Below are 19,499 nucleotides of genomic sequence, written 5' to 3' on the forward strand. Positions count from 1 at the left end.
TCGGTCATGCCAGGTACGCCGCTCGTGGGCTGGGACGACATCGCGGCCGTCGCGCCCGACGGCCTCGCGGTAGTGGACTGCGTGGGCCGGTTCGTACGGCTGAACCCGGCCGCGGTCGCGTTGTGCGGCGCGGGGGAGGAGGCCGAGCTGCTCGGTGCGCCGGCTCCCTTCGCGCTCGCGGAGGGTGATGGCGCCTGCTGGGTGGGCCTGCTGGAGGAGCAGCCGGAGGGCCACTCGGACGAGCCGTCGGAGGAGCGGTCGGACGCGCAGGTGGCCCACTGGGTGTCCGCATCCGGAGCCCGGCACGAGTTCGCCTACCGGGCCCGTACGCTGGCGTCCGACCCGAAGTTCACCGTCGTGTCGTTCCGCGATGTGACCGATGAATCGCACCGGCAGCGCAGGCTCGTGGCGATCGCCCGTACGTCGATCGCGCTGGCCACGGAGGGTTCGCTCGGCTCGACCCTGGACGCCGTGGCCCAGCAGATCGTGCAGGCCGACGGACTGGCCGGCGCCCAGATCCTCACCCTGGACAGCTCGGGCCGGGAACTGCGGCTGATGGGCTCCGCGGGGCTGCGGCACTGGGATGTGTTCCTCGACCGGCTGCTGGAGTGCCGCGACCGGGGCGCTCGGCTGTGCATGCTCGACAGCCTCAAGGAACGTAAGCCCATCGTCGTCCCCCACCGGTGGGCCCAGATCCGTGAGGACCCGGCCTGGGAGCCGCTGCACGCCTACCTCGGCGAGCTGAACTGGGACTCGTTCGTCAGCGTTCCGCTGATGGCGCGCGGCCGTCCCGGGGGCGTACTGAACGCGTACTTCGCACCCGGGCAGGAGATCGGCAGCCGCACGCTGGAGTTCCTCGGCGCCATGGCGGAACAGGCCGCCCTCGCCGTCGACTACGCCACACTGCTGCAGAGCGAACGCGAAGGGGCACGCCGGAACGAGCGCCAGCGGCTCGCCCGGGATCTGCACGACTCGATCGTTCAGCAGGTGTTCTCCATCGGGATGCAGGCCAACGCGGCCGGGGTGCTGGGCACCCGCGGCGGGCCGGTTCCCGAGGAGGCCGTCCAGCAGTTCGCGGCCGAGGTCGGAGCACTCTCCCGGACGGTGCTCGCCGACCTGCGGGCGATGGTGCACGAGCTGCGTCCGCCCTCTTCCGCCCGGCTCGGACTGGAGGACGCGGTGAGCGCGCTCGTCAAGAGCACCGAGAACCGTACGGGCCTCCGCATCCGCCTCATCTGCGATCAGGAACTGGACGTGATCGAACCGGAACCGGCCGAGGACATGTACCGGATCATCGCGGAAGCCATCCACAACGTGGTCAAGCACGCGGAGGCCACCACTGTCACCATCCGCCTCGGCGTCCGCGACCACACACTGACCGCGAGCGTACGAGACGACGGGCGCGGGATTGCGGCGTCCGCCGGGCGAGGGAGCGCCCCGGAGGGGAAGGCCGGCCGGACGGCCCGCCATCACGGCTACGGACTGACGACCATGCGGGAAAGGGCTGAACGATGGGGCGGCACCATGAGGATCAGATCCGGAGCGAAGAGCGGCACGACCGTGCGCGTCGTGATTCCCCTCCCCGTGCGGGTGCCGGAGTCGCCCCCCACGGACCCGGAGAGGTCCCGGAGCGCCCAGTCGGCGGTCCCGCTCCCGGAGGAGGCGAAGCCCGCCCGATCCGGGTCCTGATCGTCGACGACCACGCCGTCGTACGCCGCGGAATCCGCGCGTACCTCGAGGTCCTGGACGACATGGAGGTGGCCGCGGAGGCCGCCGACGGGCAGGAGGCGCTCGCCCGGCTGGACGCGATGGCCGCGCACCGGGAACTTCCGGACGTGGTGCTCATCGACCTGCTCATGCCGAGGATGGACGGGGCGACGACGATCGGAGTGATCAAGAACCGTCATCCCGAGGTGCGGGTCGTCGTGCTCACCAGCTTCGGCGAGATGGAACGCGTCCACGCCGCGCTCGCGCAGGGCGCCGCCGGCTATCTGCTCAAGGACGCCGAAGCGAGCGAGGTGGTCGCCGCGATCCGCGCGGCGGCCCGGGGTCAGGTCTTCCTCGACCCCGAGGTGGCCAGGGGGCTCACCCAGGAGATCGTCTCCCCGCCGACCGGTCTCGCCGCGCTCACCGGCCGGGAACGCGACGTCCTCGTCCTGGTCGCCGAGGGCCGGTCGAACCAGCAGATCGCCGACGAGCTGGTGATCAGCGAACGCACCGCCCGCACCCACGTGAGCAACGTCCTGCGCAAACTCCGGCTCACATCACGGACGCAGGCCGCGCTGTTCGCGGTACGGCAGGGACTGGTGCCGCCGCGGGCCTGAGTGGCGAACGACGTTCACGCCCGGGAGGAATCGCCCCCCGAGTCGTCGACGTGCTCTCGTAGCCACTGCTCGGTGTTGCTGACCAGTGGATCGTTGCCCAGAGACATGTGATGTCTCTCCCTGGATAAACAGTGCAATCAAGCAATAAAACGGTCAATTCCCTTGGTCTTGCAGGCGTATTCATCGCTTCACACCCGTTGACAGTAGCGGGTGGCGTGCCTGACGTTCGTGCGTATGTCGCAATCGATCAGCAGGCGCAGGTTATTGACCGGCACCACGGCCGTCGTGGCGGCCACGGCGGCCACCGACGTGTTAGCAGCCGGGGGTGCCCTGGCCGCTCCGAGGACCTACAAACCCACCTGGGACTCAGTGAACCGACACCCCGCTGCCCCCGAGTGGTTCCGGGACGCCAAGTTCGGCATCTACTTCCACTGGGGCGCGTTCAGCGTGCCCGCGTACGACAGTGAGTGGTACCCGCGCAACATGTACGAGGACGGCAGCAAGGCTAACCGGCACCACGTCGCCACGTACGGCAGCCCGTCCGTGTGGCCTTACCACAACTTCGTCAACGGAGCGGACGACCTGGCGGGCAACCACAAGGAGTTCGCGCCGGAACTCAAGTCGGACGGCGGCGCCTTCGACCCCGACGAGTGGGCCCAGCTGTTCGTCGACGCCGGCGCGAAGTACGCCGGGCCGGTCGCCGAGCACCACGACGGCTACTCGATGTGGGACAGCCAGGTCAACGAGTGGAACTCCGTGGACAAGGGCCCGCGGCTGAACCTGCTGAAGCTGTTCACCGACGCCATCCGCGCCAGGAACCTGAAGCTGCTGGTGGCGATGCACCACGCGTACAACTTCACCGGCTTCTTCGAGTACGCGCCGGCGCAGTCGGACCCGAGCCTGAAGAAGTTCTACGGGCAGCTCAGTCCGGAGCAGGAGAACCAGCTCTGGTACGACAAGCTCAAGGAGGTCGTCGACCGGGCCAGGCCGGACATCCTGTGGCAGGACTTCAACCTGACCGAGGTCGACGAGCAGCAGCGGCTGAACTTCCTGGCGTACTACTACAACCAGGCCGACAAGTGGGGCAAGGAAGTCGTCGCCACCTACAAGGACGGCTTCAACAACCACGGCCAGGTCTTCGACTACGAGCGGGGCGGCCCGGCCGACCTCACCGCGCCCTACTGGCTGACCGACGACAGCATCTCCAGCTCCAGCTGGTGCTATACCGAGGGCATCGGCTACTACACGCTCCCGCAGGTGCTGCACTCGTTCATCGACCGGGTCAGCAAGAACGGCAACATGCTGCTCAACATCGCCCCGAAGGCCGACGGCACCATCCCGCAGGGCCAGCGCGACCTCCTGCTCGGCATCGGCGACTACCTCAGGCGCTTCGGCGAGTCGATCTACAGCACCCGGGCCTGGACCGCGTACGGCGAGGGCCCGACGAAGATGGGCGGTGGCTCCTTCACCAGGCCCACGGCCGGCACCGCACAGGACATACGGTTCACCCGAGACAAGGCGGGCACCGTCCTGTACGCCACGGTCCTGGGCTGGCCAGGGAGTTCGCTGACGGTCGCCACGCTCAGCTCCGACCGGATCGATCTGGACGCGTTGTCCTCGGTGAAGCTGCTCGGCTCGACGGCCGGCGAGTACATCGACCTCGCCACCCCGGCCCAGGACGCGACCGGGCTACAGGTGACCCTTCCGTCGACGGCGCCGTTCGACGCCCCCGCGTACGTCCTGAAGCTCCGCTTCTCCGGCCGGATTCCCGTACTTCAGCCCCTCACCGGCGCTCTGCTCTTCAAGGACGCCGACTACCGCGGCGACAGCGCCGTACTCGCCCTCGGCAGCTACACCGCCGAACAGCTGACCCTCGCCGGAATGCCGCCGCGCACCCTCTCCTCACTCAAGCTGGCTCCGGAGTACCGGATCGTCGGCTACTCCGGCGACGACTTCACCGGTACGTCCTGGACCTTCACCGCGGACAGCACCGGCATCCGGAAGAAGATCACCTCGCTGAAAGTCATCCTCGACCCGTCGGCCTGGTTCCGGATCACCAACGTCACCAATGGCCTGGCCCTGGACAGCGGCGGCGACGTCTCCGGCGGCTCCGACCTCAAGCAGCGGACCTGGGACGGTGGGGCCGACCTGCAGTGGCACGCGGTCGACCTCGGCAACGGCTACTGCAAGCTGGAGAACCGCACCAACGGCATGGTCGCCGACGGATGGGGTGCCACCGGCAACGGCGCCACCGTCAGACAACAGGACTGGAACGGCCACACCGACCAGCAGTGGCTGCTCACCCACCGCGGCGACGGCAGGTACTCCATCGCCAACCGCACCACGGGACTCGTCCTGGACAGCGGCGGCAACGTCTCCTCCGGTTCCGCCGCCAAGCAGTGGACGTGGGACACCAGCACCAACCTGCTGTGGACGTTCACCGCCGTCTGAACCATGGACCCGTCCTGAAGAGGCCGCCTGTCCTGCCGACCGCGACGGATGTCCCGGACCGACCGGGACATCCGTCGCCGTCAGGTGCCGTCATCGGAAGGATCCTTGAGCCCGGGAGCGTTCCTACGCTCAGGGAGTCGGCGTACCGGCTCCCAGCGCAGGAGGTCATCATGACGCACACCGGACGAGTGTCCGTTCAGGCGTCTGCTTCTCAGCCGTGAGCCTCTCCGGCAGGGGACCCTCAGACGTGCGGTACCGCGGCGACGCGGGCGAAGTCCGCGCTGATGTCTCCGGCGGTCTGCAGCAGCAGCGGCAGATGGGTCTCGACGAGCCGCTCGACCGACGTCTCGGCTGCGTGAGCGTTGACATTGAGTGCCGCGATGACCTGTCCGGAGCCGTCCCGCAGCGGGGCCGCGACCGAGCGGATGCCGGGCGCCAGCTGTGCGTCGGTCAGTGCCCAGCCGCGGGCCCGCACCTCGCGCAGGACCGTCTCGCGTTCCTCCGGGTCGGGTTGCCAGCAAGGCGTCAGTCCCGAGCGCGACGGCTGCGCGAGCACCTTCTCCAGTTCGCCGGCCGGCAAGGACGCGAGGAGCACTTTGCCCAGGGAGGTCGGCAGCGCCGGGAAACGCGTGCCGATCTGCACCGACAGGGTTACGAGCTTCGGGACGGACACCCGCGCCACGTAGACGATGTCCGATCCGTCGAGCTGGGCCACGGAGCACGACTCGTCGGTCCGCTCCACCAGCCGCTCCATGTGGGGCCGCGCGATGTCCCACAGGCCCATGGAGCGCACGTACGCGACCCCGAGTTCGAGCACTCTCGGGGTCAGCGCGAACCCCGCCGCGTCCGAGCGGACGTAGCCGAGTTCCTCGAGGGTCAGGAGGATGCGGCGGGCTGTCGGCCTGGCGAGTCCGGTGGCGCCGGCGACCTGGGACAGCGACATGGCCGGCTGTCCGGGCCGGAACGCGGCGATGACCTCCAGGCCCCGGGCCAGCGCCTCGATGAAGTCCGGTCCTGCTCCCTGACGTGGCACGTGGCTCCTCGGCTGCGGTCCGCTTGCGCTTCCCGCTCAGACTAGCGGGTGTCCGCGATGCGGACAGGGCCGGTTTCCGGAGCTTCTGCTGGAGGAGGGATGGACAAACCCAGGCAACCGCAGTGACGCTGACCGCAGTTCGTCCGTCATCCGAATATCCGTCCGCTGACAAATCAACCTCCCCGATCCCCGATGCCTGATCCCTTGGAGAGCCGCATGTCCGAGAAACTCGAAACAGACCCGGAGGAGACCCGGACGGAAGCCGTCCGCACCGGACTGCTCATCGACGGCAAGACCGTCGAGACCGACGAGTGGACGGCCGTCCACGACCCCGCCGCCCCCGACCGGATCGTCGGCCATGCCGCCGCGGCGACCCCCGACCAGGCCCGCGCGGCGGTGGCGGCAGCGGACGCGGCGTTCCCCGGCTGGGCCGCGATGCCCGCCCGCCGGCGAGCGGAGATCATCGGCGAGGCGCTCACCCTGCTCGAGGACAGCGCGGCCGAGCGAGCGGCCCTGATGACGCGCGAGAACGGCAAGATCTCCTTCGAGAGCCAGATCGAGATGGGAGTCTTCGTCGCCCGCACCCGGGCGGCGATCGACCTGGTCGACAACCTCGACCAGGTACGGCGCCTCGACGGCCCGCCGCTGACCTCGCACATCCACCGGCTCCCCATGGGCGTCGTCACCGTCATCGTGCCGTTCAACTGGCCGATCGCGATCCTGGCAGCGAGTCTGCCGTACGCGCTGCTCGCCGGGAACACGGCCGTGGTCAAGCCCCCGCCCACCGTGCCGCTGTCCATGGTGCGCACCCTGGAACTGTTCGCCGCCGGACTCCCCGCCGGCGTACTCAACGTCGTGACCGGCAGCAACGACGCGGTCTCCCCGCTGCTCACCGACCCCCGCGTCCGGAAGATCGTTTTCACCGGCAGCACGGCCGCGGGCAAGAACATCATGGCCGCCGCCGCGCAGAACCTCGCCTCGGTGACCCTCGAACTCGGCGGCAACGACCCCGCGATCGTCATGGACGACGCCGTACTCGACGAGGAGCACCTGGGACGGCTCGTCACGGGCGCGTTCCTGACGAGCGGCCAGGTCTGCATGGCCGTCAAGCGGGTGTACGTCCACCGCTCCCGTTACGGCGAACTCGTCGACGAACTCACCTCCGCCCTCGACACCCAGCGCGTGGGCCCGGGCACCGACCCCGCCTCGACCATGGGCCCGCTCAACAGCGCCGCCCAGCGCGACAAGGTGAACGCCATGCTGGCCGAGGCGGCCCGCGCGGGAGCCGAGATCCGCGAACTGGGCACCCTGGCCCCCGCCGCCGCCTCCTCAGGCGGACACTTCCTGCGACCCGCTCTCGTCCTCGATCCCGACCCCGGCCTGAGGATCGTCACCGAGGAGCAGTTCGGCCCCGCCCTGCCGATCCTGCCCTTCGACGACGTCGACTCCGTGCTGGACCAGGTCAACAACGACTGGTCGGGCCTTTGCTCCTCGGTCTGGAGCGCCGATCCCGCCCGCGCGGCGGCCCTCGCGGAGCGGTTGCGCACCGGCACCACCTGGATCAACCACGCCAACGCCGTCGCCTGCGACGACCGAGCCCCCTTCGGCGGCTTCCGCCAGAGCGGCATCGGACGCGAGATGGGCCCGGACGGCCTGCTCTCGTTCACGGAACCGCACACCATCACAACGCAGGGATAGAAGCAGGTACGTACGGACCGCAAGGACAGAAGCAAATACGGCTGGACCCCGCCCGCGTCCCCGGGGCGGGGTCCAGCCGTGTTCCGGCCCTGCTTCCTCCACGTCAGGCGAGGGGCACGGACACCACGTCGTAGGTGGTGTTCTCATCCCGGTCCGGCATGTTGAAGCGAGAGTTGGAGGCGCATGTCCTGACGCTCCCGGCAAAAGGACCTGCCGTCAGCCCATCAAACCCGCCGCGACCGTCGCCCCGAGCTCCCAGCACGCCTCGATGTCGGCCTTGCCCGGCTCGCCGGTGACGGTCACCGGCTCGGCCGCGCGGCGCCAGCCGAGGCCCGTCGTGATCGACTCGATCCCGCGCAGGGCGCCTGTCACGTCGCTTCCGCCGTGCACGTAGAAGCCGAAGGGGCGGCCCCGTGTCGCGTCCAGGCAGGGGTAGTACACCTGGTCGAAGAAATGCTTCAGGGCGCCGGACATGTAGCCGAGGTTCGCCGGAGTGCCGAGCAGATAGCCGTCCGCGGCCAGTACGTCCGACGCCGTCGCGGACAGCGCGGCGAGCCGTACGACCCGTACCCCCTCGATCTCAGGGTCCGTCGCGCCGGACACGACGGCTTCGAACATCGCCTGGCAGTTGGGCGAAGGCGTGTGATGCACGATCAGCAAGGTAGCCACGTCCCGAACCGTAACGCCGGCCGGGCGGCGTTGTCGGCCGCGCCCGGGGATGCGACGATGCCCGGCACTGCACACCGCAACGGGAGGGCGTGTCTTGGCCGACGGGGATCAGGGGCAGCGGGCGGCGGCGGTCTTCGACGTGCTCGGGCCCGTGTACGAGGAGGCGTTCGCCCATTCCGAGGCGCACTTGGCGTCGCTGGAGTGGCTGCTCGGGAGGCTCACGCCCGGCAGCCGGGTGCTGGATGTCGGCAGCGGAACGGGGCGTCCCACTGCCTCGACGCTTGCCGCGGCGGGCCACGACGTACTGGGGATCGACGTCTCCCCCGTGATGGTGGAACTCGCCACCCGGCAGGTGCCCGACGCCACGTTCCGCCGCGCCGACATCGCTGAAGTCCCCCTCGGGGACGGCTCGTTCGACGCGGTCTGCGTGTACTTCTCGCTGCTGCAGATGTCCCGCGAGCAGCAGTCGGACCTGATACGGCGACTGGCGCGGGGCCTGCGGCCGGGAGGCAGTCTGCTGCTCGCCACGGTGCCTGCCGACGTGGAGGACGTCGAGGTCGTGTTCATGGGTCAGCACGTCCGTGCGACGAGCTTCGCCACCGAGGACCTCGTCGCCCTTGTGAACAGGGCAGGTCTCGAGGTGGAGTCCGAGCACCACACGATGTTCACCCCGGCCCACCCCGGTGCCGTCGCCGAGCCCCACGTCTTCCTGTACTGCCGACAGGAGCCGACCGCCTGACCTTACCGAGGGGCACCCCGGCTCAGCCCTCCAGCGGCTCTGCCAGTCGTCCCAGCAGTCCCGCGACGAGGGCCGTCTGTGCGGGCACAGTGTCGGGGTAGATGTACTCGCCCTGAGCATGGGCCCCGTCCCCGACCGCACCCATGCCGCACAGCACCGGGAACCCGAGCGCGGCAACGAAGTTGGCGTCGCTCGCACCGCCGACCGCCGCGTCGGGCAAACCGTCGCGGCCCTGCTCGCGGGCAACCTCGCGAGCGAGGTCGAGCAGAGGGGCGGAGGCGGTGTTGAGGGTCATCGGCGGCCGGTTCCAGGCGTGTTCGATGTCGATGCGCACGCGGGGGTCGCTGACCTTGATGGCGTCGAACTCGGCGTCCACGCGGTCCTGTTCGGCCCCGCTGCCGACCCGGATGTCGATGGTGGCGGTGGCCTGGCATCCGCCGGGTGCATGCACATACCGCCTACTCCGGTCGCCGCGCGGCTGGTCCCTGCGGTCCCGCATGAGCGATCTCCTTGCTGACTTGGCTGACGGACGGGAGCGGAACTCGTCCGCTCCCGCCCGGGTGAGCGGGGTCAGACCGTCCCGGTTCCGGCGGCCGTTACGGCGTCGCGCCAGTCCGCGCCGCTCGCGACGGCCTGCCGCCGGGCCCGGACGGCCTTGGGCGGCATGCCGACCGCGAGGGCGCCGGTGAGCCGCTCGCCGGTGCGGTAGGCAGCGATGAACCGTCGCTCGGCCAACTCCCCGTCCACGACGGTGACTTCGTCCTGGCCCCGCAGGTATCCGTACGCCTGGATCTTCATGTCGTACTGGTCGGACCAGAAGTACGGCACCGGCGCGAACGGCTTGCGAGCCTGAGGCGCGGCAAGCAGATTGCGGGCGGCGGCCATGCCCTGCTCGGCGGCGTTCGTACGGTGCTCGATTCGCATCGACGTCCCGAACAGCGGGTTGTACCAGCGGGCGACGTCACCGGCCGCGTACACGCCCCCGGCGGCTGCGCAGTACTTGTCGCAGAGGACCCCGTCGCCGACCCCCAGACCGCTGTCCGCGAGCCACTCGGTGTTGGGCTGTGAGCCGATGGCGACCAGGATCTCGTCGGCCTCGACCACCTCGCCGTCCCCGAGCCGCACGCCCACCTCGGTCACCTCGGTCACGGTGACCCCGGTACGCAGCTCGACGCCCCGGTCGAGATGAGCGCGTGAGAGCAACTGGCCGATCTCGGTGCCGACCGCGTGGGCCAGCGGGACGGGGGCGGGTTCGAGCAGGGTCACCTCGGCGCCGAGGTCCCGGGCGACGGCCGCGGCCTCGGCGCCGAGGAACCCGGCGCCCACCACGACCAGACGACTGCGCGGCTTCAGCCGGTCGCGCAGGGCGAGGGCGTCGTCCAGGGTGCGCAGCACATGCGCGCCTTCGCCGGGCAGACGCCGGGGCCGTACGCCGGTGGCCACGATCAGCCCGTCGTACGGCACCCGCGACCCGTCGGCCAGGCCCACCGTGCGGTCCGCCACGTCCAGCCCGGTCGCCGCAAGGCCCAGCCGCAGATCGAGACGCAGCGCGCCGAGATCGTCGTACGGACGCAGCGGCAGCCGCCCGGCCGTCCACTCACCCGAGAGGATCTGCTTGGACAGGGGAGGACGGTCGTACGGAGGATGCGGTTCGTCACCGATGAGGGTGAGCGTGCCGTCGTAACCCTCCCGGCGCAGGGTCTCGGCCGCCGCGAGCCCGGCGGCCGAGGCACCGACGACCACGATCCGCTTCATCGCCACGTCCAATTCCACACGCATGGTTGTCACCTCGGGTCTTTCTCGGTTCTGTGGGGGGATGGGAGGGCGGCTCCGCCGCGATGGGGGTCTCCCCGCTCAGGGGGCTCCCCCCGCTCGAGCGAAGCCGAGAGTGGGAGAGAAGCCGAGAGTGGGAGAGAAGCCGAGAGTCGGGGAGCGACCAGCCACGATGAACAGCAGCTTCGAACTGCATCTCCAGCGGGGTGCTCACGCCCCGGAGACCGCCGCCGGCTCCGCGGCCCCTTCGTCCAGCGCGGCAGCCGGGACCGCGGCGGCCCTCTGACGAGGGATGAAGGAGGCGAAGAAGAAGGCGAGGAGAGCCGCACCGGCACCAAGTGCCATGACCACCTTGAAGCCGTTCTCGGAGGGCAGGGGGAAGCCGCCGAAGTCGGTGGTCATCTGCGCCAGGATGACGCCGGCGAGGGCACTGGCGAACGACGTGCCCATGGACCGCATCAAGGTGTTGAGGCTGTTGGCCGCGGCCGTCTCGGACGCGGGAACCGCACCCATGATCAGGGCGGGCATGGCGCCGTAGGCGAAGCCGACGCCGCCGCCGATGACGCAGGCGACCAGCACGATGTGCCAGACCTCGGACATCAGCACCACGCTCAGGCTGTAGCCGGCGGCCACGATCACCGCGCCCGTCATCAGCGTGATCTTCGGGCCCTTCGCCTTGGTGATGCGCGCGGACACGGCGGACATCACCATCATGACCAGGCCCTGCGGGGCCAGGATCAGACCGACGGCCAGCATGGACTTGCCGAGGCCGTAGCCGGTGGCGCCGGGCAGTTGCAGGACCTGCGGCAGGACGAGCGACATGGCGAACATCGAGAAACCGAGCGCCACCGAGGCGAGGTTGGTGAACAGAACCTGACGGCGGGCGGAGGTGCGCAGATCGACCAACGGCTGCGCGGTGCGCAGCTCATACCGGCCCCACATCAGGAAGACGACGATCGAGGTGCCGAACAGGCCGAGGGTGGTGCCGCCGGCCCAGCCCCAGTCGCCGCCCTTGGAGATGGCCAGCAGCAGGGACACCAGCGCGGCGGACAGTCCGAGTGCACCGACCAGGTCGAAGCTGCCGCCGGTGCGGACCTTCGACTCCGGCACGATCAGCAGGACGAGCGCCAGGGCCACGACACCGAGGACGGCAGAGGTCCAGAACAGCGTGTGCCAGTCGTAGTTGTCGGCGATGAACGCGGCCGAGGGCAGGCCAAGTGCGCCTCCGACGCCGAGCGAGGCGCTCATCAGCGCCGTGGAGCCGGCGAGCCGCTCGGCGGGCAGTACGTCGCGCATGACACTGATGCCGAGCGGGATGACGGCCGCCGCCAGGCCCTGCAGGGTCCGGCCCACGATCATCGGGACGATCGAGTCGCTCAGAGCGCAGACGACCGAACCTGAAATCAGCAGCACGATGCTGACCAGCAGCATGCGGCGCTTGCCGTACATGTCACCGAGGCGGCCGACGACCGGAGTCGCGACAGCGGCGGCCAGCAGGGTGGCGGTGACGGCCCACGCGGTGTTCGACGCCGAGGTGTCCAGGTACTTCGGCAGCTCGGGAACGATCGGAATGACCAGGGTCTGCATCAGTGCGACCACGATGCCGGCGAAGGCCAGGACCGCGACCACGGCGTTCGACCTCGGTGGGGAGGAGGACCCGGCCTTGGCGTCTGGGACAAGGGCGTCGGACATGGAGAGCCTCCGTCTGGGAGCGGGATTGCTTGACTTACGCAACCTTAGGCAGGTTACTTGAGTTAAGCAAGCTCTCTCTCGGTGGGATGGCCATCAGCGCTGCCGTGTCTGCCTCCGGTGCTCGGGTTCCTCGCGCGGTGCGCGCGGATCGGCGCCGTGCACCGGGACCGGCGCCCTGCAGGGAGAGTAGTGCCGGGAAACCAGCTCTGACCTCAGTGAATGGAGCGTTTTCCGCGCACAAAGATGCGTCAGTACGTCGTTGACCGGCGATCCGCGGCAGGGCCAGGGTGGTGGAGCCATATCGGATTCCGATCACCGTTTCCGGTCACCGAACTGCTCGCAGGAGGCCGTGATGCTCCAGACAGACACCCGTGAACACGCCGAGGTCGCGGAAGACCACGAGACCGGCACCGCAGCCACGGCCGCGCCCGCTGTGCCAGACGCACCGGTGGCCGGCGACGAGCTGTTCTTCCAGCGCTGCCTCTGGTGCGGCACCCCGGCCTACCGCCGCTCGTTCTGCCGTGCCTGCGGGTCCATGGCCTTCCAACGGGAACGCAGCGCGGGCGACGGGGTCGTCGTTCGCCGCCACGGCCATGTCCCGCACAACACGTGGTTCGTCGCGATGAACGAGGGCTTCAACCTGCTCTGCCAGGCCACCGGCACGGCTCCGGTCACGGTCGGGTCGAGGGTGAGCGTCGTACGGGTCGTCGCCCCTCTCGGGCAGGGACTCCCCGTCGTCGAACCCACCCGCCCGAGGCCGGCTTCGGACCGCTGGTGGTGACGGGGAACCGCTCGCACGCGGCCACCTCGCGTACACCGGACGAACTGAGAGGAGGGTGCGTGGGCACCCGGCACAATGCGCCCGACGGACGGATCGGCGCTCATGAGGGAGAGGGGCGCGGCGCACTGGAGGGTCTGCGCATCGCCGACTTCTCCCGGGTTCTCGCGGGGCCCTACGCCACCATGCTCCTCGCCGACCTCGGCGCCGACGTGGTGAAGGTCGAACGGCCGGGCATCGGGGACGACACACGGGCCTGGCACCCCCCGGCGGACCACGACGGCACGTCGACCTACTTCCTGAGCGTCAACCGGAACAAGAGGTCCGTCACCCTGGACCTCACGACCGACACCGGCCTCGAACAGGCCCGTGCCCTGGTCGCCGAGTCCGACGTGCTGGTGGAGAACTTCCGTCCCGGCACGATGGAACGACTGGGGCTCGGCCAGCGCGAACTCCGCGGCCGGCACCCGGAGTTGATCTACTGCTCGATCAGCGGTTTCGGCAGTGGTGCGGGCGCGGGGATCCCCGGATACGACCTGCTCGTGCAGGCCGTGGGTGGTCTGATGAGCGTGACCGGGGAAGCGGCCGGAGAGCCGGTGAAGGCGGGCGTGGCCCTGGTCGATGTGATCACTGGCCTGCACGCCTCGCTCGGCATCCTCGCGGCCCTCCGACACCGGGACGCCACCGGGGAGGGGCAGCACGTGGAGGTCAACCTGCTCAGTTCGCTGCTGTCGGCCATGGTCAACCAGGCGTCAGCATTCGCCGTCGCCGGTGTGGTTCCCGGGCGTATGGGCAATGCTCACCCGAGCATCGCCCCGTACGAGACCTTCCCGGCCGCCGATCGTCCGATCGCCATCGCGGTGGGCAACGACCGGCAGTTCGCCACGCTCGCCGACCTCGTCGGGGATCCCGGTCTCGCTCTCGACGACCGCTTCCGCACCAATGCCGACCGGGTCGCACACCGCACCGAACTGCGCAGCATCCTGACGCAGCGGCTGGGCGCCGCCGGCGCGGACCACTGGTCGGCCGTCCTGCTGGCCGCGGGGGTGCCCGCCGGACCGGTCAACACCCTTGACGAGGCGTTCGACTTCGCCCAGAAGCTCGGCCTTCCCGGCCTCGTCGACGTCCCTGCCGCATCCGCCGACGGAGCAAGCGGCAGGCCCTCTCGCCAGGTCGCGAGCCCCATCGCGTTGAGCGGCACGCCCGCGCAGTACCGCCTGCCGCCGCCGGGCCTGGGCCAGCACACCGCTGAGATCCTCCACCGCTCTTCCGACCAGGCCTCCGCACCAGACGAAGCGGCCGGCTGACCGTTTCCCGGCGCAGGCCGCACGACCGAACCGATCACCACAACCCCAGGAGCACACGATGAGTGGCGCCAAGCCGATGAAGGACCCCCTCGACCTGCTCGACCTTGCCTCCACCCTCACCGACGAGGAGCGCGAGATCCAGGCCACCGTCGCCAAGTTCCTCGCCGACCGGGTACGCCCGCACATCGGCGAGTGGTTCGAGAACGCGCACTTCGCCCGCGAACTCGCTCCGGAACTAGGTAAGTTGGGCGTGCTGGGCATGCACCTCGAAGGGTACGGCTGCGCCGGGACGAACGCGGTCAGCTACGGACTGGCCTGCCTGGAGCTGGAGGCGGCGGACTCTGGCTTCCGCAGCTTCGTCTCCGTGCAGGGCTCGCTGTCGATGTTCTCCATCTGGAAGTGGGGCTCGGAGGAACAGAAGCAGGAGTGGCTGCCCCGGCTCGCCGCCGGTGAGGCGATCGGCTGCTTCGGCCTGACCGAACCCGACTTCGGCAGCAACCCCTCCGGCATGCGCACCAGGGCCGTACGTGACGGCGACTACTGGGTTCTCAACGGCTCCAAGATGTGGATCACCAACGGCGGCATCGCCGATGTCGCCACCGTCTGGGCGCAGACCGAGGACGGCGTCCGCGGCTTCCTCGTCCCCCGCGGAACGCCCGGCTTCACGACCCAGGACATCAAGCAGAAGATGTCGCTGCGCGCGTCCATCACCTCGGAGCTGTACTTCGACAACGTACGGCTGCCCGACTCGGCGCGGCTCCCGCTCGCGGAGGGCCTGCGAGGACCGCTGTCCTGCTTGAACGAGGCCCGCTTCGGCATCCTGTTCGGCGCGGTCGGCGCCGCCCGGGACTCGCTCCAGGCGGCCATCGAGTACGCGGACTCCCGGGTGCAGTTCGACAAGCCGATCAGCGCCTTCCAGCTCACCCAGAAGAAGTTCGCCGACATGAGCGTGTCCGTCGGCAATGCCGCACTGCTCGCGATCCACCTGGGCCGGCTCAAGGACCAGCACCGCATCCGCCCCGAGCAGATCAGCGTCGGCAAGCTCAACAACGTCCGCGAAGCGATCGCCATCGCCCGCGAGTGCCGCACCATCCTCGGCGCCAACGGTATTTCCCTGGAGTACTCACCGCTGCGCCACGCCAACAACCTGGAGTCCGTCCTGACCTACGAGGGCACCGGCGAGATGCACACCCTGGTCGTCGGGCAGGCGATCACCGGGCAGGCGGCGTTCCGCTGACCGCTGGAGGCCGGGCATCGAAGGCTGAAGGAAGACGCCCGTGAACATCGCCGTACTCGTCGAGCAGGTCCCGGACACCGGCGCGGAACGCACCCTGTCCCAGACCGACCACCTCCTCGACCGCGAGGACGCCGATGGCAGCACCACCGACACGCCCCGCCTCCTTCAGCTGAGGGCACGTGCGGCCCCTCGATGACGTCAACTGGCGTTCGCAGTGACGAAGCAGCAGGCCCTGAGCATTGCCTGACGGCGCTCAGGGCCTGTGCGCACGGGGCGTGTGCACAGGGACGCGCAAGGCAGATGCCGACCGCGCCGGCTTCCACCACGCCTGGCCTCCCTGCGGCACACGCGGCGGCCGACGCGGCGACCCACGACCGCGACGGCAGCGCCCTGTCGTGGACGTACGGTGCTGGACGCGCGACACCACGTCGTTGCGGGCCCTCAGGCCGCCTGGTAGCTGAAGAACCCCTGCCCCGACTTACGGCCCATCAGACCCGACTCGACCATGCGGCGCAGCAACGGGGGAGGGGCGTACAGCGGTTCCCGGTACTCCTCGTACAGCGCCTCTCCTATCGCCGCCACGGTGTCGAGGCCGATCAGATCGGCGAGCCGCAGCGGGCCCATGGGGTGAGCGCAACCGGCGGTCATCGCGGTGTCGATGTCCTCCGCCGTCGCCGTGCCGGAGCTGACCATCCGCACCGCTGCCAACAGGTAGGGAACCAGCAGGGAGTTCACCACGAAGCCCGCCCGGTCCTGCGTGACGATCGTCTTCTTGCCCAGGAGCTCGCCGACAAAGGCACGCACGCGCAGCTCCGTGGCCTTCGAGGTATGCAACGAAGGGATCACCTCGACCAGCGGCATGACAGGGACAGGGTTGAAGAAGTGCAGGCCGACCACTGCCTCCGGCCGTCCGGTCACGGCCGCGAGCCGGGCGATGGGGATCGAGGAGGTGTTGCTGGCCAGTACGGTGGCCGGGTCGGTGACCACCTCGTCCAGCTGCCGGAACAGCGCCGTCTTGGCCTGCTCGTCCTCTACCGCGGCCTCGATGACCAGGTGCGCCCCGGCCAGGCGGGAGAGGTCCGCAGTGACCGAAACCCCGGCCAGGGCATGGGCGCGGTCTTCCGAGGTGATGGCGCCGCGCTTCTCCGCCTTGAGCAGCGAGTCCGCCACGCCCGCCAGGCCGGCACGTGCTCTGTCCTCGGTCACGTCGCACAACGTGACGTGCAGCCCGGCCCGGGCGCAGACCTCGGTGATGCCCCGGCCCATCTGCCCGGCGCCGACGACGCCCACGTGCTTGATCGATGTCATGTGTTCCTCCGTGTGTCCCTCCGCCCGGGGCGGTCGGCCGACACCGCCGGACTCTGCGGTGCCATGGTGAGCCTAGGTGGGGTACAACCCCTCTGACCTGCTCGGACAGTGCGTTTTCCGCGCACAAACATGCGTCGGGTTCGTCTTCGACCGGCCGGGCCGCACGAGCCCACGCCGATGACGACCGGGCCGGGTCCGCGGCCGGGGAGGCGAGCGCGAGGAGGAGGCCGGGTACATCAGGGGACGGTGCGCCCGGACGGGCCCGACGGCGCTCCCGGCGAGCGGGTCGTGGCAGCGTGAAGCAGGCCGCGGATCGTGGAATTCGCCCGTGGCCGCACGCCCACCGGGTCACCGTGGCATCAGCCGACGGCGGTCGTGGCGGCAGCCGCCTCCCTCAGTCGGCGGATCACGCCGCGGACCGCGGGCGAGGTTTCGCCCCTGCGGTACGCGCCCACCAGTCGGGTGGTCAGCGGTACGTCCGCCAGTGGGCGGTAGGCGACACCCGGTATCTGTACGCGGCGAAGTGAGTCCGGGACCAGTGCCACGGCGAGACCGCCGCCCACCAGAGTGAGAGCGGCGATGAAGTCCCGTACGGGAGGCGCGCACTGCGGGCTGAAGCCCCCCTGCTCGGCCACCTCCAAGATCTGGTCACGGCAGCCGTACTCCTCGTCGAAGTGCGGGGCCACGAACTGCTCGTGGCGCAACTTCGCCGCCGGCACCGCCTCGTACGCCGCCAAAGGGGCGCCGTCCGGCAGCGCCAGCACGACCTTCTCGGTGAGCAGGCAGGTGGCCGTGACGCCGGCCGGGTACTCCGGCCGCCAGCGCAGGAAACCGATGTCGATGTCCCCGCAGGCCAGGGCCTCCAGTTGGGCCGGTGTCTCCAACTCCCGTACCTGCACAGTGAGGTGGGTGTCGAGGGCAGCGCACCGGGTGAGAACCTCGGTCAGCACACCGGAGAAGGCGGCGGAGGCCACGTAGGCGATCTCGGCGTGTCCGAGCTCCCCGCGACCGGCGCGCCGGCCGACCGCCTCCGCCCGGGAGGCCTGAGCGAGCGTCAGCCGTGCCTCTTCGAGGAACAGCCGGCCGGCGCTGGTGAGCGCCGGGCGGGTGCGGCGTCCGCGGTCGATCAGTCGGACCCCCAGGTGCGTCTCCAGCGCCCTGACCTGGGCGCTGAGTGCCGAAGGAGCCAGATGCAGCCGGTCCGCCGCGCGTGCGAAGTGCAGTTCCTCGGCGACGGTGACGAACGTTTCCAGCCAGCGCAGTTCCACCGGCTCCTCCGTCCTGCTGGGCGTGCCGGCTGTGTGCACAGCCGGTGGGATGGACACCCCGCGGCGGTGTCGGGGCAGAACAGGACCGTCGCGGGGTGAGTACGGGTCGTCAGGGGATGACGACGTAGTTGCTGAATCCGCCGTCGCGGTCTGCCAGGCCTGAGATCGCCTCGTTGACCCTGGACAGCGGGAAGGGCTTGGCCTGCAGGTAGGACAGGTCGAGGGTGCCCGTGGCCACCATGTCGGCGAGTTCCTGCCCCTGCGCGGTGGTGAACCAGTTGGAGCCGATCAGCTGGACCTGCTCGTCCATGAGCCACTTCACGTCCACGGGCAGCCGGTCGGCCACGCCGCCGACGTTGACCACCTTGCCGCCCCTGCGCACGCCCTGCATGGAGTCGAGCATCGTCTCCACCGGGGCCTTGGCACCCAGGGCACTGATCACGTAGTCCGCGCCCTCCCCGCCGGTGAGGGACTTCGCCCACTCACCGGTGGAGCCGTCGCCCAGCCGGAAGACCTCGACGCGCTCCGGGGCCAGTTCCTTGACACGCTTGAGGAGTTCCTCGTTGCGGCCGGTGCCGAGGATCCGGGAGGCGCCGGAGGCCAGCGCGAGCACGGTCGACGCCACACCGAGGGTTCCGGTGACCCCGTCGATGAGCGCGACCTGACCGGGGCCGGCGGCGGCGTTCTTGAGTGCCCCGTAGGCCGTGCCGATGTAGCCCAGCTTGCCGGCCTGCTCGAACGTCATGTGGTCCGGGATGTTGACGATCGAGTACTGCGGAGCTGTCATGTACTCCGCGAAACCGCCGTAGGGGTATAGGTCGAAGATCCGCTGGCCGTCACGGGAGGTGCTGAAGTAGCCATTCAGGGTGAAGTAGCGGCACCGGCTGAGTTCACCGCCCCGGCACACCTGGCAACTGCCGCAGGAACGAAGGGGGTTGACGTATACCCGGTCACCGGGCTTGGTGTGCAGCACCGCCTCGCCGACCTGCTCGACCACGCCCGCGGCGTCCAGGCCGAAGATCGCGGGGAACTTCGGCAACGGTTGGTGCGGGAACCAGGTCGGCCAGTTGTTGATCACGTTGGCCATGTTCGGCACGATCCCGCACGCCTTGACCCGCACCAGCACGTCGGTCGGCCGCGGGGTGGGCACGTCGATCGTGTCCACGGACATCGGCTCACCGAGCGCGTGCAGTCGTGCAGCGAGCATTTTCGCCATTGAAAT

At 69.8% G+C, this 19,499-nt stretch carries 17 protein-coding genes; 9 read left to right on the forward strand and 8 right to left on the reverse strand.

Translation table 11 applies throughout. The features are described from left to right. Positions 1-6 precede the first annotated feature (6 nt). The 3 genes from ACFYO0_RS19800 (at position 7) to ACFYO0_RS19810 (ending at position 4,775) form a co-directional block, all read left to right on the forward strand. A complete protein-coding gene (locus tag ACFYO0_RS19800) occupies positions 7-1,689 on the forward strand; it encodes an ATP-binding protein (protein WP_388677316.1) in 1,683 nt (560 codons plus the stop codon). Further along, the gene (locus ACFYO0_RS19805) at positions 1,677-2,324 is read left to right on the forward strand and encodes a response regulator (RefSeq protein WP_388677619.1); all 648 of its coding nucleotides are present in this window, start codon (positions 1,677-1,679) and stop codon (positions 2,322-2,324) included. Before ACFYO0_RS19800 ends, ACFYO0_RS19805 begins: the two co-directional genes overlap by 13 nt. A 234-nt stretch (positions 2,325-2,558) precedes the next feature. Beyond that, positions 2,559-4,775 (forward strand): alpha-L-fucosidase, encoded by a 2,217-nt coding sequence (locus ACFYO0_RS19810; RefSeq protein WP_388677318.1) that lies wholly within the window; start codon positions 2,559-2,561, stop codon positions 4,773-4,775. A gap of 241 nt (positions 4,776-5,016) precedes the next feature. Here ACFYO0_RS19810 and ACFYO0_RS19815 read toward each other — a convergent pair whose 3' ends face one another. Beyond that, entirely contained in the window at positions 5,017-5,808 is a 792-nt protein-coding gene (locus ACFYO0_RS19815) for an IclR family transcriptional regulator C-terminal domain-containing protein (RefSeq protein ID WP_388677319.1), read from the reverse strand. A 216-nt stretch (positions 5,809-6,024) separates the two neighbouring features. Here ACFYO0_RS19815 and ACFYO0_RS19820 point away from each other — a divergent pair, with 216 nt between their 5' ends. Beyond that, positions 6,025-7,506 carry an aldehyde dehydrogenase family protein gene (locus ACFYO0_RS19820; RefSeq protein ID WP_388677322.1) on the forward strand — a complete coding sequence of 494 codons (1,482 nt, stop codon included), beginning with the start codon at positions 6,025-6,027 and terminating at the stop codon, positions 7,504-7,506. A 216-nt stretch (positions 7,507-7,722) separates the two neighbouring features. Here ACFYO0_RS19820 and ACFYO0_RS19825 read toward each other — a convergent pair whose 3' ends face one another. Next, entirely contained in the window at positions 7,723-8,175 is a 453-nt protein-coding gene (locus tag ACFYO0_RS19825; RefSeq protein WP_388677325.1) for a flavodoxin family protein, read from the reverse strand. 49 nt (positions 8,176-8,224) lie between these two features. Here ACFYO0_RS19825 and ACFYO0_RS19830 point away from each other — a divergent pair, with 49 nt between their 5' ends. Beyond that, positions 8,225-8,914 (forward strand): class I SAM-dependent methyltransferase, encoded by a 690-nt coding sequence (locus tag ACFYO0_RS19830; protein ID WP_388677327.1) that lies wholly within the window; start codon positions 8,225-8,227, stop codon positions 8,912-8,914. Between the two features lie 22 nt (positions 8,915-8,936). Here ACFYO0_RS19830 and ACFYO0_RS19835 read toward each other — a convergent pair whose 3' ends face one another. From ACFYO0_RS19835 to ACFYO0_RS19845, 3 genes are all read right to left on the reverse strand, one after another. After that, positions 8,937-9,413, reverse strand: coding sequence for a M20/M25/M40 family metallo-hydrolase (locus tag ACFYO0_RS19835; RefSeq protein ID WP_388677330.1), 477 nt, complete (start codon positions 9,411-9,413; stop codon positions 8,937-8,939). Between the two features lie 71 nt (positions 9,414-9,484). Continuing rightward, on the reverse strand, positions 9,485-10,669 hold the full coding sequence (locus ACFYO0_RS19840; protein ID WP_388677622.1) for an NAD(P)/FAD-dependent oxidoreductase: 1,185 nt from the start codon (positions 10,667-10,669) through the stop codon (positions 9,485-9,487). A 228-nt stretch (positions 10,670-10,897) separates the two neighbouring features. Then, the gene (locus ACFYO0_RS19845; RefSeq protein ID WP_388677333.1) at positions 10,898-12,379 is read right to left on the reverse strand and encodes an MFS transporter; all 1,482 of its coding nucleotides are present in this window, start codon (positions 12,377-12,379) and stop codon (positions 10,898-10,900) included. 352 nt (positions 12,380-12,731) lie between these two features. Here ACFYO0_RS19845 and ACFYO0_RS19850 point away from each other — a divergent pair, with 352 nt between their 5' ends. From ACFYO0_RS19850 to ACFYO0_RS19865, 4 genes are read left to right on the forward strand one after another with little or no spacing between them, the layout of a single operon-like run. Continuing rightward, positions 12,732-13,160, forward strand: a complete 429-nt coding sequence (locus tag ACFYO0_RS19850) for a hypothetical protein (protein ID WP_388677335.1) — start codon at positions 12,732-12,734, stop codon at positions 13,158-13,160. 59 nt (positions 13,161-13,219) lie between these two features. Then, on the forward strand, positions 13,220-14,464 hold the full coding sequence (locus ACFYO0_RS19855; protein WP_388677338.1) for a CaiB/BaiF CoA transferase family protein: 1,245 nt from the start codon (positions 13,220-13,222) through the stop codon (positions 14,462-14,464). Positions 14,465-14,522: 58 nt separating this feature from the next. Beyond that, a complete protein-coding gene (locus ACFYO0_RS19860) occupies positions 14,523-15,701 on the forward strand; it encodes an acyl-CoA dehydrogenase family protein (protein WP_388677340.1) in 1,179 nt (392 codons plus the stop codon). Between the two features lie 40 nt (positions 15,702-15,741). Then, the gene (locus ACFYO0_RS19865; protein ID WP_388677343.1) at positions 15,742-15,897 is read left to right on the forward strand and encodes a hypothetical protein; all 156 of its coding nucleotides are present in this window, start codon (positions 15,742-15,744) and stop codon (positions 15,895-15,897) included. 245 nt (positions 15,898-16,142) lie between these two features. Here ACFYO0_RS19865 and ACFYO0_RS19870 read toward each other — a convergent pair whose 3' ends face one another. The 3 genes from ACFYO0_RS19870 to ACFYO0_RS19880 all read right to left on the reverse strand — a co-directional run bounded on the left by ACFYO0_RS19870 (position 16,143) and on the right by ACFYO0_RS19880 (position 19,493). Then, positions 16,143-17,009: a 3-hydroxybutyryl-CoA dehydrogenase gene (locus ACFYO0_RS19870; protein ID WP_388677345.1), complete on the reverse strand. Its 867-nt coding sequence runs from the start codon at positions 17,007-17,009 to the stop codon at positions 16,143-16,145. A gap of 359 nt (positions 17,010-17,368) precedes the next feature. After that, positions 17,369-18,334: a LysR substrate-binding domain-containing protein gene (locus tag ACFYO0_RS19875; RefSeq protein ID WP_388677348.1), complete on the reverse strand. Its 966-nt coding sequence runs from the start codon at positions 18,332-18,334 to the stop codon at positions 17,369-17,371. Positions 18,335-18,386: 52 nt separating this feature from the next. Next, a complete protein-coding gene (locus tag ACFYO0_RS19880; RefSeq protein ID WP_388677350.1) occupies positions 18,387-19,493 on the reverse strand; it encodes an alcohol dehydrogenase catalytic domain-containing protein in 1,107 nt (368 codons plus the stop codon). Positions 19,494-19,499 lie beyond the last annotated feature (6 nt).

The sequence above is a fragment of the Streptomyces sp. NPDC006365 genome (genome assembly GCF_042870755.1).
Lineage (GTDB): Bacteria > Actinomycetota > Actinomycetes > Streptomycetales > Streptomycetaceae > Streptomyces > Streptomyces xiangluensis.

Coding starts and splice junctions, on each gene's coding strand:
- ACFYO0_RS19810 (WP_388677318.1), top strand. CDS start 2,559: ATGTCGCAATCGATCAGCAGGCGCAGGTTATTGACCGGCACCACGGCC.
- ACFYO0_RS19800 (WP_388677316.1), top strand. CDS start 7: ATGCCAGGTACGCCGCTCGTGGGCTGGGACGACATCGCGGCCGTCGCG.
- ACFYO0_RS19860 (WP_388677340.1), top strand. CDS start 14,523: ATGAGTGGCGCCAAGCCGATGAAGGACCCCCTCGACCTGCTCGACCTT.
- ACFYO0_RS19850 (WP_388677335.1), top strand. CDS start 12,732: ATGCTCCAGACAGACACCCGTGAACACGCCGAGGTCGCGGAAGACCAC.
- ACFYO0_RS19835 (WP_388677330.1), bottom strand. CDS start 9,413: ATGCGGGACCGCAGGGACCAGCCGCGCGGCGACCGGAGTAGGCGGTAT.
- ACFYO0_RS19845 (WP_388677333.1), bottom strand. CDS start 12,379: ATGTCCGACGCCCTTGTCCCAGACGCCAAGGCCGGGTCCTCCTCCCCA.
- ACFYO0_RS19820 (WP_388677322.1), top strand. CDS start 6,025: ATGTCCGAGAAACTCGAAACAGACCCGGAGGAGACCCGGACGGAAGCC.
- ACFYO0_RS19870 (WP_388677345.1), bottom strand. CDS start 17,009: ATGACATCGATCAAGCACGTGGGCGTCGTCGGCGCCGGGCAGATGGGC.
- ACFYO0_RS19840 (WP_388677622.1), bottom strand. CDS start 10,669: ATGAAGCGGATCGTGGTCGTCGGTGCCTCGGCCGCCGGGCTCGCGGCG.
- ACFYO0_RS19880 (WP_388677350.1), bottom strand. CDS start 19,493: ATGGCGAAAATGCTCGCTGCACGACTGCACGCGCTCGGTGAGCCGATG.
- ACFYO0_RS19830 (WP_388677327.1), top strand. CDS start 8,225: ATGCGACGATGCCCGGCACTGCACACCGCAACGGGAGGGCGTGTCTTG.